Source organism: Variovorax sp. GW821-FHT10B04, assembly GCF_059415645.1.
In genome coordinates, this window is the sequence record NZ_JBWKNQ010000004.1 from 565,260 (window position 1) to 577,713 (window position 12,454).

The following is a 12,454-nucleotide window of genomic DNA, read 5'->3' on the forward strand; positions in this document are numbered from 1 at the left end:
TTCATCGCCCCGGCCAGACCGGCGCGCGGCGTTCGGCGAACGCCCGCATGCCTTCGCGCGCGTCTTCGCTCTGCGCCAGCACGGGCAGGATGGACTGCGCGAGGTTCAGGCTGTCGGCGAACGAGAGATCGCCGATCGCCGAGATGGCACGGCGCCCGATGCGCAGCGCCACCGGCGAATTGGCCGCCAGCCTGGCGACCATCGCGTCGACCGCCGCGTCGAGCTCGGCGGCGGGCACGACCTGGTTCACGATGTCGAAGCCGCGCGCCTCTTCCGCGCTGAAGCGGTGCGCGAAGAAGCACATCTCCAGCAGCCGGCGCCGCGGGATCACGCGCATCAGCAGCGGCAGGATCATCATCGGGAAGACGCCGACGCGGGCCTCGGTCGTGCCGAACATCGCCTGGTCCGACGCCACGGCGAAGTCGCAGGCGCAGACCAGCCCCAGGCCGCCGCCGAAGGCGCCCCCGTTGACACGGGCGATGACCGGGAGATTGCAGCGGTCGAGCGCACGAAACAGCTCCGCCACCGGATGGTCGAAGCGCCCCGGCTCCAGCGCGAACGGCGACCCGTCGGCACTCGGCTTCATCTGGCCGCCGGCGCAGAAGGTCTTGTCGCCCGCGCCGGTGAGCACGATGGCGCGCACGCCTTCCATGGCCTCGGCCTGGCGCAGCGCATCGGCAAGCTGCGTCATGACGACGTCGGTCATGGTGTTGTGCGCGGCGGCACGGTCGATGGTGACGTGGCACGCCGCACCGCGGCGTTCGACCTTCACCTGCGGCGTGTCGTGTGCTTCTGTCATGGCGCGTCCTGATCGGCTGGTCGGCCCGTGCTCGGCGCGGGCTCGGAGAAGGTGACGGGTGCCTGGTATTGCGGAAAGCCGTCGTAGGGCGCGCTGCGATCGGCCGGCGCCAGGTTCCAGGTGTGGCGCGCCGTCGGCACGCCACCGTCCACGCGGATCACCGCGCCGTTGATGAAGCCGGCCGCCTCCGACAGCAGGTACACCACGGCCGACGACAGCTCGGCCTCGGTGCCGAAGCGTTGCAGCGGCACCTTGGTGCGCAGGCCGCGCAGCAGGTTGCGGTAGTCGTCGTCGTAGGTGTCGATGCCGGCCGACGCGATCCAGCCCGGCGCCACCGCATTGACGCGGACGCCCGCATGGCCCCACTCGCAGGCGGCGGTTTCCGTCAGCGTCAGCACGCCGCCGCGCGCCGCGCCGGAATGCCCCATGCCCGGCAAGCCGCCCCAGATGTCGGCCAGCATGTTGACGATGCTGCCGCCATTCGCTTCCATCCACTGGACGAAGCATTCCCGCGAGAACAGGAAGGTGCCGTTCAGGTTGTTGCGGACCACCGCGTCCCAGCCCTTGAGCGAGATGTCGCGCAGTTGCGCCGGGTACTGCCCGCCTGCGCAGTTGAAGAGACCGTCGAGCCGGCCGTGCACGCCGAGGATTTCGGCCACCGTGGCCTTGACCGCGGCTTCGTCGCGGATGTCGCAGCTGTGCCTGCTGATGTCGCCGGCGCGCTCCGGATAGATGGCCGCCACCTCTTGCGCGACGGCATCGAGCTTGGCCATCTGCCGCCCGACCAGCGCGACGTGCGCGCCCAGGCTGGCCAGTTCATGCGCGGTGCAGCGGCCCAGGCCGCTGCCGCCGCCGGTGACGACGACGGTGCGGCCTTCGAACAGGCCGGGGCGGAAGACGGAGCGGTAGCGCTCGCGGCTGGTAATGGAAGAAGAGTCGATCGGCATCTTGGCGGCGTGCAGGCGTTGAGTGGGAGGGATTCAGTAGGCGACGAAGTCGGTCAGCGACTTGACCGTGCCGGACTTCGGATCGGTCTGGAACAGCTTGATCGGCAGCACGGCCTGGCCCTTGGGGTTGTCGAGCGACACCGGGCCGCTCAGGCCACCGACCTTGAAGTCGTGCAGCTTGTCGAGCTGGGCCACCACGCAGGTGCGGGTGACGTTGGCGCCGCAGCGGCGCACGCCCTCCGCGAAGACCTGCGTGCCGACGTAGCCGCTGACGGTGTAGCGGTTGAAGTTGGCGTAGTCGTCCGCGCTCAGGTACTTCTTGGCCGAGGTCATCAGCGCGACGCCGGCCGGGTCGTAGTTGGAGGCGTAGTAGTCCGGGATCAGGTACTGGTAGTCCGACGGCGCCGCCAGCTTGACGGCGGCGGGCAGCTGCCCGGCCCAGAGCGTGCCCAGCGTCACGTCCATGTCGAGCCGGCGGAACTCCGACATGATCGATGCGGACTCGGTCGTGAGCGTGCCCAGGTAGACGGCGGTCGCGCCCTTGTCCTTCAGCGTGAGCACCTCGGCCGAGAAGTCCTTGGCGCCGCGCTTGAAGGAAATCTCCGCCACGCTGTCGAGGCCGAATTCCTTCACCGCCTTCTTGTAGCCCGCGAGCAGCGCCTTGCCGAAGTCGTCGTCCTGGTAGAGGATGCCGAACTTGGCGCCCTTCTTGCCCATCTTCTCGGCCATGTAGCGGATCGGCACGTAGCCCGCATAGTCGTAGTCGGGCCCGATCATGAAGACGGTCGGCCTGCGCGGCGACACCACCGCGGGGTTCGGCGCCATGTGCACGATGGTCGGGATCTTCGCCTCCTCGATGGTCGGCAGCATCGCGACCATGTGCGAACTGCCGGTGGTTCCGGTGATGCCGAACACCTTGTCGGAATCGATGAGCTTCTTGACGGCGGAGACCGAACGCGCCGGCACGTAGCCGTCGTCTTCATAGATGGCGCGCAGCTTGCGGCCGTTGATGCCGCCCGCCGCGTTGATCTCGGCGATGGCGAGCTTGGAGCCCGCCGCGCCGGCCTTGCCGATCAGCGAGGCCGGCCCGGACATCGGCTGCACCTCGCCGATGAGGATCTCGGTGGGCGTCACGCCGACGTCCTGCGCGTGCGCGCCGAAGGTCGCAGCCAGCGCGAGAAAAGCAGCGGACCCGCCGAACCGGCGGACCATGGAAGCCTTGTTCTTCATGCTCATTTCCTGTCTCCTGTCGTGATCGCCGGCGCCGGACGATTCCGCGCCATGCGTTGCCTCTTCTTCTTCGTTTCCGTCTTCACTGGGACAGCGGCCACTGGACCCAGAAGCGCTTGGTCTTGCGCCAGATGCCGGCGATGCCTTCGGGTTCGAGCCGCAGGAACAGCAGGATCACGACGCCGTACAGCAGGCCCTTGACCTCGTAGATGCGGTCGGCCATCAGGGTGCGGAAGCCGTCGCCCGACAGGGCGAAGCCGAAGGTCAGCGCCTCGGGCAGCAGCAGGATGAGCACGGCGCCGAGGATCGCGCCATGGATGCGGCCGATGCCGCCGACGATGACCATCGCGAGCGCCTCGATGCTGATGAGCACGCTGAAGGTGTCGACATTGACGAAGCGCGTCTGCAAGGCCACCAGCGCGCCCGCGACGCCGGTGTAGAACGCGCTGACCATGAAGGCCAGGAGCTTGTAGCGCATCAGGTCGATGCCCATCGCACGCGCCGCGATGTCGTGGTCGCGCAGTGCCAGCCAGGCACGGCCGATGCGGGTGCGCATCAGGTTGAGCGTGATGAAGACGAACAGCACCAGGAAGGCGAGCGCGGCGTAGAAGAAGCGCTGGTCGCTCTTGAACGAGAAGCCGAACACCGAAAGGGCGTCCACCGGCATGCCGGCCGAGCCCCGCGTCACGTTCTCGGCGAACAGCACCACGTGCCGCACGATGAAGGTGAAGGCCAGCGTGGTGATCGCGAGGTAGAGGCCCTTGAGCCGCAGCGACGGGATGCCGACCACGAGACTCGCCACCGCGGCCACGGCACCTGCCAGCGGTATCGCCAGCAGGCTCGGCACGCCGTAGTCGGTCGTGAGGATGGCCTGGCCGTAGGCGCCGATCAGCAGGAAGCCCGCATGGCCGAGCGAGATCTGGCCGGCGACGCCCGACAGCAGGTTGAGCCCGAGCACGCCGATCGACACCACGAAGATGGTGGTCAGCAGGTTGAGCCCGTGCGCGCCGAAGTACAGCGGCGCGGCCATGAGCAGCGCCAGCCCGGCCGATGCCCACCACCAGGTGGCGCGCTGGCTGGCCAGGGCGACCAGCTCGGCGTAGGAGGTTTGGTAGGTTCTGCTGCGCATCAGACTCTCTCGATCTCGCGTTGGCCGAACAGGCCGTAGGGTTTGACCATCAGCACCAGGACGATCAGCACGAAGCCGGCGATCTCCTTGAGCCCGCGGCCGAGGTAGCCGCCCGCCAGGTTCTCGACCACGCCGATCACCAGTCCGCCGAAGGCACCGCCCAGCACGGAATCCAGCCCGCCGAGGATGGTGGCCGGGAAGCCGCGCAGGCCCATCTGCGATATCTCCGGCTCGAGGCTGAACATCAGGCAGAAGGCCAGGCCGGCGAAGGCCGCGAACACCGCCGACAGCGACCAGGCGGCCGCGCTGATGCGCTTCACGTCGATGCCCATGAGCAGCGCGGTGGTCTCGTTGTTGGACGTAGCACGCATGGCGATGCCGACGCGCGAACGGGCGAAGAACACCCACATCGCCAGGCACAGCGCCGCCAGCGAGACGAGCGCGAAGATCTGGCCCGGATACAGCGCGAGGCCCGCAAAGCGGATCACCGTGTTGCCGAACGGCCGCGGGAAGGCGGTCGGCTCGACACCCCAGATCAGGATCACCGTCGACCGGATCACGACCGCCAGGCCGATGGTGACCATCACGCGCGAGAACATGGGCTCGCCCAGCATCGGCCGGATGAAGACGCGTTCGATCACCAGCCCCAGCAGCACCGAGGCCGCGAGCACGCACACCAGCAACGGCACGAAGCCCATGCCCGGAATGGTGGCCAGGCTGAAGCTGATGTAGGCGATCAGCATCATCACCTCGCCCTGCGCGAAGTTCACCATGCCGGTGGCGCGGTAGACGATGGCGAAGCCCATCGCGACCAGCCCGTACAGCGTGCCGATCACCAGCCCGGAGGTGACGAGGTTGAGGAAGTAGTTCATCAGGCAGCCACCTTCTCCGGTCCGTAGAGGTATTCGATCTCGGCCGCGAACTTCTGCTCGATGACGCGGCGCCGGACCTTCATCGTGGCGGTCAGCTCGCCGTCGTCGTGGTCGAGCTGCTTCTTCAGGATCGCGAACTTGCGGATGTTCTCCACGCGCGAGAAGCGGTCGTTCACGCGCTTCACGTCCTGTGCGATCAGCGTGTTGACCTCGGCCAGGCGCGCCAGCGTTTCGTACGTGGTGTAGGCGATGCCGCGCTCCTGTGCCCACTTGCCCACGGTGTCGAGGTCGATCTGGATCAGCGCCGTGATGAAGTGGCGCCCGTCGCCGAGAAGCACCGCCTCGCTGATGTAGAGGCTCTCCTTGAGCGCGTTCTCGATCAGCGAGGGCGTGATGTTCTTGCCGCCGCTGGTGATGAGGATGGCTTTCTTGCGGTCGACCACCTGCACCTGGCCCGTGGCCTCGTCGAGCTCGACCACGTCGCCGGTGCCCAGCCATCCGTCGTCGAAGGCGGCGCGGGTGGCCGCCTCGTCGTACAGGTAGCCCTTGAAGACGATCGCGCCGCGCAGTTGCAACTCGCCATCGGGCGCCACGCGCTGCTCGACCACGCCCGGCAGCAACGGGCCGCACCAGCCCAGGCGCGACATCGCCGCGGACTGCGAATGGCTGGCGCCGCTGGTCTCGGTCATGCCGTAGATCTGGTAGATCGGCACACCCAGCGCGCGGAAGAAGAGGATGACCGACGGCGAGATCGAGGCGCCGCCCGTCATCGCCACCCAGGCACGGTCGAGCCCGACGCCGGCCAGCAGGTTGCTGAAGACCGTGACCCGCAGCAGCCAGGCGACGAACCGGTCGCGCAGGCTGACCGGCCGCCCGCCGTTGGCGATGGTGCGCTCCGCGATCGGGGTGGCGATGGCCAGCGCACGCGTGAAGGCGCGTCGCGCGATCGGCCGTGCATCGCGCGACTTGATCAGGATCTCGTACTGCAGCTTTTCCCAGATGCGCGGCACGCCGAAGAAGAAGCTCGGGCCGATCTCGTGCAGGTTGTGGGTGACGGCGTCGATCGACTCCGCGAAGTTGACGATCGAGCCATAGACCAGTTGCATCACCGGCGACATCAGCCGCTCCGCGACGTGGCACAGCGGCAGATAGCACACGACGGTGAGCGGCTTCCCCGCAAAGCCCTGGACCGCGCCGAGCGCAGCCGCGTCGGACACGATGCCCGCATGCGACAACCGCGCGCCCTTGGGCATGCCGGTGGTGCCGGAGGTGTAGACGATCAACGCGTCCTGGTCGGCGTCCACCGCGTCGAGCGCCGCGTCGAAGGCCGCGATCTGCCCGGCATCGGCCGCCAGCGCCCGGCCGCTTTCGAGCGCCGTGGCGAAGGGCAGCAACGCCGGATCGGTGTAGTGGCGCATCCCCTTCCAGTCGACCGTGAGGACGCGGCGCAGGTCCGGCAGGCCGCCGTCGTGACGCATCGCATCGAGCACCTTGTCGGTCTGCTCCTGGTCGCCGCAGACCACCACCTTGGCGCGGCAATGGCGCACGATGTACTGCAGCTCGGGCCACGGGTTGGTCGGGTAGATGCCCACCGTGACGCCGCCGAGCGACTGCGCGGCGAGGTCGGCGAAGAACCATTCCGGCGTGCCGTCGGACGCGATCGCGAGCTTGTCGCCGGGGCCGAAGCCTTCGCTGCGCAGGAAGAGCGCGAAGGCGCGCACCCGCTCGAAGTAGTCGGCCCAGGTCACGGCGCGCCAGATGCCGCGCGTCTTCTCGCGCAGCGCGACGCGCGATGGCGTGGTCGCCGCACGGTGCTTCAGCAGGCCGGGCATCGTCGCCCTTCGCTCCGCGACGCCGGGCGGCAGCTGCGTGTCCGCCCGCACGGTGTGGTCCGTGCGGCTCGCTGAGCGACCTACGCCCTTCGGGCTGCGGCGCCGATCGCCTTCGGGCGGCCGGGCGGCGCTCATGCAACAGCCCCTTCGCCTTGACCGAGGTAGGCCGCGATGACCGCCGGGTCGGCCGCCACCTCGGCCGGCGTGCCATCGGCGATCTTGCGGCCGAAGTTCAGCACGCAGAGCCGGTCGGAGATGTCCATCACGATGCCCATTTCATGCTCGATCATCATCACGGTCACGTTGCGTTCCTCGCGGATGTCCAGGATGAAGCGCGCGATGTCCTCGGTCTCTTCCTGGTTCATGCCCGACACCATCTCGTCGAGCAGCAGAAGGCGCGGCTGCATGGCCAGTGCGCGGCCGAGTTCGACGCGCTTCTGCAGGCCGTACGACAGCGTGCCGACGGGCAGGTCGCGGATGGTCTCGATCTCGAGGAACTCGACGATCTCCTCGGCCACCTCGCGCGCCTGGATCTCGGCGCGCCGCGCACTGCCCCAGAACAGCGCGGCACCGAAGATGCCGGTCGGCAGCCGTGCATGCATGCCGGTCAGGATGTTGTCGATCACGGTCTCGTGCTTGAACACCGCCAGGTTCTGGAAGGTGCGCGCGATGCCGCGCCTCGACAGGCTGTGCGCAGGTGCGCCCGTGATGTCCTCGCCGTCGAACACGATCCGGCCCGCGCTCGGCGCCAGCAGGCAGGACGCCAGGTTGAACAAGGTGGTCTTGCCCGCGCCGTTCGGCCCGATCACGCTGTGGATGTGGCCCTGCCGCACCTGCAGGTCGATGCCCGAGAGCGCCTCGAGCCCGCCGAAGCGCTTGCCGACGCCCCGCATCTCGAGCAGCACCGGCGGCTCGGCGGCGACGATGTCCGCGCTCATGACAGCCACCTCTTGCGCCGCTTGTAGTGCTTGATCTCACGCATGCTGCGGCGCGCGCCGCCGGCCTGGACGCCGAGATAGAACTCCTGCACGTCGTCGTTGGCCAGCAGCTTCTGCGGCGTGTCGTCGAGCACCACGCGGCCACGCTCCATGATGTAGCCGTAGTCGGCCAGCGACAGCGCGAGCCGGGCGTTCTGCTCGACCAGCAGCACCGTCAGGCCGCGCTCGTCGCGCAGCCTGCGGATGGCGTCGAAGATCTCCGTGATGATCTGCGGCGCCAGCCCGAGCGACGGCTCGTCGAGCAGCAGCAGCCGGGGCTCGCCCATGAGCGCGCGGCCGATCGCGACCATCTGCTGCTGTCCGCCGGACAGGTACCCCGCGATCCGGTGGCGGTGCGCCTCGATCGCCGGAAACAGCTTGAAGATGTTGGCCATCGACGCGGCCGCATCGCCCGCTGGGCGCACGTACCCGCCCATGAGCAGGTTCTCTTCGACCGTGAGCGTGTCGAACAGGCGGCGCCCTTCGGGCACCTGGACCAGGCCCCTGCGGACGATCTCATGCGGCGCGCAGCGCTCCAGCGGCTCGTTGCGATAACGGATGGCGCCGCCCGTGATGGCGCCTTCCTCCGGGTACAGCACGCCGCAGATCGCCTTGAGCACGGTCGACTTGCCGGCGCCATTGCTGCCCAGCAGCGCAACGATGCGGCCTTCGCCCACCTCGAGCGAGACGTCGCGCACGGCCTCGACCGCATGGTCGTAGAACACCTGCAGGTTGGTCACGCTCAGCATGCGCGCCAGCCCATGACAGCCATGGATGAAGGAAGGTTCACTGCTTGTCTCCGCGCCAGGTATGGCGTCTGTTGTGCGGCGGATCTTGCGACGCACCGAATGCCATGTCAATGACTTTATGACCCTGACTCAAAAAATAGAGATAAGGGTTAAACCTAGCGATCGGCACCTTCTCAAACGCAGCAAAGCGGAGTCTGATTGCGCTCCGGCGTCGATCGTTTATTGAGTTAGGGTCAACGCCAACAGATACGCATCGCAGCGGACGATTTGGAGACCTATGAACGACGCATCCCCGGTACTGCTGGAGGTCGACGGCGAGATCGTCACGATCACGCTGAATCGGCCCGCCGCACTCAATTCGCTGGACCATCCGATGGCACTCGCGCTGCACCGCAGCATCGTCGAGTCGGCGGATGTTCCCGGCGCGCGTGCCGTCGTCCTGCGCGGTGCGGGCCGCTCGTTCTGCGGCGGCGGCGACATCGCCGCCATGCACGCCCACCGAGCCGACATGCCGGCCTTCATCGAACGCATGATCGACGCGTTCCATGCCGACGTGATGGCACTCCACCGGTTGCGGCTGCCGGTGGTGGCCAGCGTGCACGGCGCGGTTGCGGGCGGCGGCTTCTCCCTGGCGCTGGCCTGCGACATGGTGGTGGCCACACGCGGCACGCGTTTCGTCGTGGCCTACCCGCGGCTCGGCGCACCGGCGGACGGCGGCCTCAGCTTCCGGCTCGGCCGGCAACTCGGTGCGGCGCGCGCGTTCGACATGCTCACCGCACCCGGCCCGCTCTCGGCCGAGGACGCGATGGCGCTTGGGTTGATCAATGGCGTGGTCGACGGCGAGAGCGCCGACGCCGAGGCCCGTCGCCGGGCGTGCGATCTCGCGGCGCTGCCCCGGCAATCGGTCGAGGAACTCAAGCAGCTGGTGGCCGCGCAGTCGCATGAGGCGCTCGAGACCCAGCTGGCACGCGAGAAGGCGGCGTTCCTGCGTTGCGCCGCCACGGAAGACTTCGTCCGGCGCGTCGATGACTTCATGTCGCGTGCGGCGAGGCGCGAACGCACGCCGCACGAGGCCACGCCATGAACACGGCCGACTGGCGCGACGCAGCGGCGCAGGCGGCCGACATCACCGTCGATGCGCTCTTCCGCCGCGCCTTCCAGGTCCATGCCGATCGCATCGCCGTGACGTGGCTGGACGGCCGGCGCAGCTATGCCGAAGTCGGACGCCGCGCCTGGTCGCTGGCCAATGCGCTGCGCGACCTCGGCTTCGCCCGGGGCGACACCATCGCCGTGCTGTCCGAGACGCGGCCCGAATACGTCGAGTGCTATGCCGCCCTTGCCGCGCTGGGCATCACCGTGGCGACGCTGAACATCCGCCTGCATCCGAACGAGCTGGCGGCATGCCTGCGCAAGTGCAGGCCCGTTGCGCTGTTCGTGTCGGCGCCGCTCGCACCGGTCGCAGACGGACTGCGCGCCGATGCGGTCGGTATCCGTGACTGGATCGCATTCGGGGATGACGCCATCGACGGGTTCACGCCCTACGAGACGCTGCTGCGGCAGGCCAGCGCCGACGAGCCGCCGCGCGTCGCGCATGGCGACGACATCCACAACATCCTCTTCACCAGCGGAACGACCGGCGCACCCAAGGGCGCGCTCATCAGCCAGCGCGCGGCCGCCATCCGCGGCCTGCGGCTCGCGCAGTGGTTCGGCCTGACCGAGAACGACGGCTTCGTCGGCTGGCTGCCGCTGTTCCATTGCGGCGGCGACGAATCCCTGTACGCCACCTTCTGCACCGGCGGCACCTTCGCGGCCTTCGCGCGCGCCGACGTGCTGCAGATGTTCCAGCTCATCGAGCGGGACCGCCTGAGCTGGACGCTGCTGCTGCCCGGCGTGATCACCGACTTCCTGAACCATCCGCAGCGGGGCGCGCACGACCTGTCGAGCCTGCGCTTCGCGATCGGCTACGCCAACATGATGCCCACGGTCATCGCGGACCTCACGCGCGCCTGCAACATCGACTTCTACGACGCGTTCGGCCAGAGCGAGGTGAGCTACCTGCTGGCGCATCGGCGTTCCGGTCCGGGCGAATTGCCGCCGCTGCGCAAGCTGCCGTCGCCGCTGCTGGAGATCCGCATCGTCGACGACGCGATGCGCGACCTGCCGGTCGGAGAGCCCGGCGAATGCGTGGTGCGCGGACCCAGCGTGATGTCCGGCTACCTGGATGACGACGTTGCCAACGCCGAGGTCTTCGCCGGTGGCTGGCTGCATACCGGCGACCTGCTGCGGCGTGAAGCGGACGGCACATTGACCTTCGTCGATCGAAAGCGCTACCTGATCAAGACCGGCGGCGAGAACGTCTATCCCGCCGAAGTCGAGGCCGTGATCGCGCGCCACCCTGCCGTGCAGGAGGTCTGCGTCTTCGGCGTGCCCGACGCGCGCTGGGGCGAGGCCATCAAGGCCATGCTGGTGCTGCGGCCGGGCCACGACGCCGACCGGCACCAGATCGTCGCCTGGTGCCGTGAACACCTGAGCGGCTACAAGCGCCCGCGCTACCTGCAGTTCGTCCGCTCGGACGAACTGCCGCGCAGCACCACCGGAAAGCTGCAGCGGCACGAGCTCGCCCGCTTTCCGCTGTCGCACGACCAGCGCGTCGATTGAGCGCCACCACCTTTCCAACTCCTGCCTGAAGACCCATGAGCAACAGCAATCCAACCCGCTCGGCCGCGCAACGCTTCTCGGGGCTGTCCGACGACGAGCAGCAGATCCTCGAACAGGCCGACGACTTCGGCCGCCGAGAGCTCTATCCGCTCTCGGCGCGCATGGACAACGAGGAGTGGTGGCCACCCGAGGCCTTTGCGCAGATCGGCGCCACCGGGTACTTCGGCATCCCGGTGCCCGAGACCTATGGCGGCGTCGGCCTCGATCTCTTCGCGAGCGGGCTCGTGGTCCAGGCCTTCTCGCGCTGGAACCACGCGCTGGCGCTGAGCTGGGTGGCGCACGAGAACCTCTGCCTCTACAACATCTATCGCAATGCGGACGAAGCGCAGCGCCGCCGCTATCTGCCGGGACTGTGCAGCGGCAAGACGGTCGGCGCACTCGGCCTCACCGAGCCGGGCGCGGGGTCGGACGCGCTCGGTTCGATGCGCACCACCGCAACGCGCGACGGCGACGCCTACCTGCTCAACGGGACGAAGATCTACATCACCAATGGCGCGGTCGCCGACGTGATGCTGGTCTATGCCAAGACCGACAAGGCCAAGGGCGCCAAGGGCATCTCGGCCTTCATCGTCGAGAAGGACATGCCCGGCTTCAAGGTGGCGCAGAAGCTCACCAAGATGGGCTTCCGCGGCAGCCAGACGGCCGAACTCGTGTTCGACGACTGCCGCGTGCCGGCCGCCAACCTGGTCGGCGGCGAAGACCGCGGCGTTCAGGTCGTCATGAGCGGGCTCGACCTGGAGCGCGCCATGATCGCGCCGATCTGCCTCGGCATTTCGGAGCGCGCCCTTCAACTGGCCGTCGACTACGCGCGCACCCGCCAGCAGTTCGGCCAGCCCATCGCCAACTTCCAGATGATCCGCGCCAAGCTGGCCGACATGTATGTCTGGATCGAGTCGATGCGCGCCTTCACCTACCAGGCGCTGCGCGCCGCGAACGACCTCGAGATCGGCGGCGGTGGGCGTGGCGACATCCACATGATCACGGCCGCCTCGGTGATGTACGCGGCCGAGACCATGAACAAGGTGCTGAACGAGGCCGTGCAGATCCATGGCGGCAGCGGCTATATCTGGGAGTCGGAGGTCAACCGGCTGTACCGCGCCATCAAGCTGCTGGAGATCGGCGCCGGAACCACGGAAGTCCGCAAGGTGATCATCAGCGACGAGCTGCTCAAGCGCTGATCGCCGCCGTCCTTCACGCCCTC

Annotated in this window: 11 protein-coding genes; 3 read left to right on the forward strand and 8 right to left on the reverse strand. The window is 68.3% G+C overall.

Annotation, left to right across the window (positions count from 1 at the left end):
- Position 1 precedes the first annotated feature (1 nt).
- The 8 genes from AC07PZ_RS13720 to AC07PZ_RS13755 form a co-directional block, all read right to left on the reverse strand.
- Positions 2–799: an enoyl-CoA hydratase-related protein gene (locus AC07PZ_RS13720; protein ID WP_495295644.1), complete on the reverse strand. Its 798-nt coding sequence runs from the start codon at positions 797–799 to the stop codon at positions 2–4.
- Positions 796–1,746, reverse strand: a complete 951-nt coding sequence (locus AC07PZ_RS13725) for an SDR family oxidoreductase (protein ID WP_495295645.1) — start codon at positions 1,744–1,746, stop codon at positions 796–798. Before AC07PZ_RS13725 ends, AC07PZ_RS13720 begins: the two co-directional genes overlap by 4 nt.
- A 33-nt stretch (positions 1,747–1,779) precedes the next feature.
- Positions 1,780–2,982: an ABC transporter substrate-binding protein gene (locus AC07PZ_RS13730; protein ID WP_495295646.1), complete on the reverse strand. Its 1,203-nt coding sequence runs from the start codon at positions 2,980–2,982 to the stop codon at positions 1,780–1,782.
- 76 nt (positions 2,983–3,058) lie between these two features.
- Positions 3,059–4,105 carry a branched-chain amino acid ABC transporter permease gene (locus AC07PZ_RS13735; protein WP_495295647.1) on the reverse strand — a complete coding sequence of 349 codons (1,047 nt, stop codon included), beginning with the start codon at positions 4,103–4,105 and terminating at the stop codon, positions 3,059–3,061.
- Positions 4,105–4,977 (reverse strand): branched-chain amino acid ABC transporter permease, encoded by an 873-nt coding sequence (locus AC07PZ_RS13740; RefSeq protein ID WP_495295648.1) that lies wholly within the window; start codon positions 4,975–4,977, stop codon positions 4,105–4,107. Before AC07PZ_RS13740 ends, AC07PZ_RS13735 begins: the two co-directional genes overlap by 1 nt.
- Positions 4,977–6,944 (reverse strand): AMP-dependent synthetase/ligase, encoded by a 1,968-nt coding sequence (locus AC07PZ_RS13745; RefSeq protein WP_495295649.1) that lies wholly within the window; start codon positions 6,942–6,944, stop codon positions 4,977–4,979. Before AC07PZ_RS13745 ends, AC07PZ_RS13740 begins: the two co-directional genes overlap by 1 nt.
- A complete protein-coding gene (locus AC07PZ_RS13750; RefSeq protein ID WP_495295650.1) occupies positions 6,941–7,747 on the reverse strand; it encodes an ABC transporter ATP-binding protein in 807 nt (268 codons plus the stop codon). Before AC07PZ_RS13750 ends, AC07PZ_RS13745 begins: the two co-directional genes overlap by 4 nt.
- Positions 7,744–8,535: an ABC transporter ATP-binding protein gene (locus AC07PZ_RS13755; protein WP_495295651.1), complete on the reverse strand. Its 792-nt coding sequence runs from the start codon at positions 8,533–8,535 to the stop codon at positions 7,744–7,746. The genes AC07PZ_RS13750 and AC07PZ_RS13755 overlap by 4 nt, the downstream gene beginning before the upstream one ends.
- Positions 8,536–8,812: 277 nt before the next feature.
- Here AC07PZ_RS13755 and AC07PZ_RS13760 point away from each other — a divergent pair, with 277 nt between their 5' ends.
- Genes AC07PZ_RS13760 through AC07PZ_RS13770 form a run of 3 tightly spaced genes read left to right on the forward strand, consistent with a single transcriptional unit; the run spans position 8,813 to position 12,431 of the window.
- A complete protein-coding gene (locus AC07PZ_RS13760; protein WP_495295652.1) occupies positions 8,813–9,619 on the forward strand; it encodes an enoyl-CoA hydratase/isomerase family protein in 807 nt (268 codons plus the stop codon).
- Positions 9,616–11,193, forward strand: a complete 1,578-nt coding sequence (locus AC07PZ_RS13765) for a class I adenylate-forming enzyme family protein (protein ID WP_495295653.1) — start codon at positions 9,616–9,618, stop codon at positions 11,191–11,193. Before AC07PZ_RS13760 ends, AC07PZ_RS13765 begins: the two co-directional genes overlap by 4 nt.
- A gap of 35 nt (positions 11,194–11,228) precedes the next feature.
- Positions 11,229–12,431: an acyl-CoA dehydrogenase family protein gene (locus AC07PZ_RS13770; RefSeq protein WP_495295654.1), complete on the forward strand. Its 1,203-nt coding sequence runs from the start codon at positions 11,229–11,231 to the stop codon at positions 12,429–12,431.
- Positions 12,432–12,454: the final 23 nt, after the last annotated feature.

Coding starts and splice junctions, on each gene's coding strand:
- AC07PZ_RS13750 (WP_495295650.1), bottom strand. CDS start 7,747: ATGAGCGCGGACATCGTCGCCGCCGAGCCGCCGGTGCTGCTCGAGATG.
- AC07PZ_RS13740 (WP_495295648.1), bottom strand. CDS start 4,977: ATGAACTACTTCCTCAACCTCGTCACCTCCGGGCTGGTGATCGGCACG.
- AC07PZ_RS13745 (WP_495295649.1), bottom strand. CDS start 6,944: ATGAGCGCCGCCCGGCCGCCCGAAGGCGATCGGCGCCGCAGCCCGAAG.
- AC07PZ_RS13735 (WP_495295647.1), bottom strand. CDS start 4,105: ATGCGCAGCAGAACCTACCAAACCTCCTACGCCGAGCTGGTCGCCCTG.
- AC07PZ_RS13755 (WP_495295651.1), bottom strand. CDS start 8,535: ATGCTGAGCGTGACCAACCTGCAGGTGTTCTACGACCATGCGGTCGAG.
- AC07PZ_RS13725 (WP_495295645.1), bottom strand. CDS start 1,746: ATGCCGATCGACTCTTCTTCCATTACCAGCCGCGAGCGCTACCGCTCC.
- AC07PZ_RS13760 (WP_495295652.1), top strand. CDS start 8,813: ATGAACGACGCATCCCCGGTACTGCTGGAGGTCGACGGCGAGATCGTC.
- AC07PZ_RS13770 (WP_495295654.1), top strand. CDS start 11,229: ATGAGCAACAGCAATCCAACCCGCTCGGCCGCGCAACGCTTCTCGGGG.
- AC07PZ_RS13720 (WP_495295644.1), bottom strand. CDS start 799: ATGACAGAAGCACACGACACGCCGCAGGTGAAGGTCGAACGCCGCGGT.
- AC07PZ_RS13730 (WP_495295646.1), bottom strand. CDS start 2,982: ATGAGCATGAAGAACAAGGCTTCCATGGTCCGCCGGTTCGGCGGGTCC.
- AC07PZ_RS13765 (WP_495295653.1), top strand. CDS start 9,616: ATGAACACGGCCGACTGGCGCGACGCAGCGGCGCAGGCGGCCGACATC.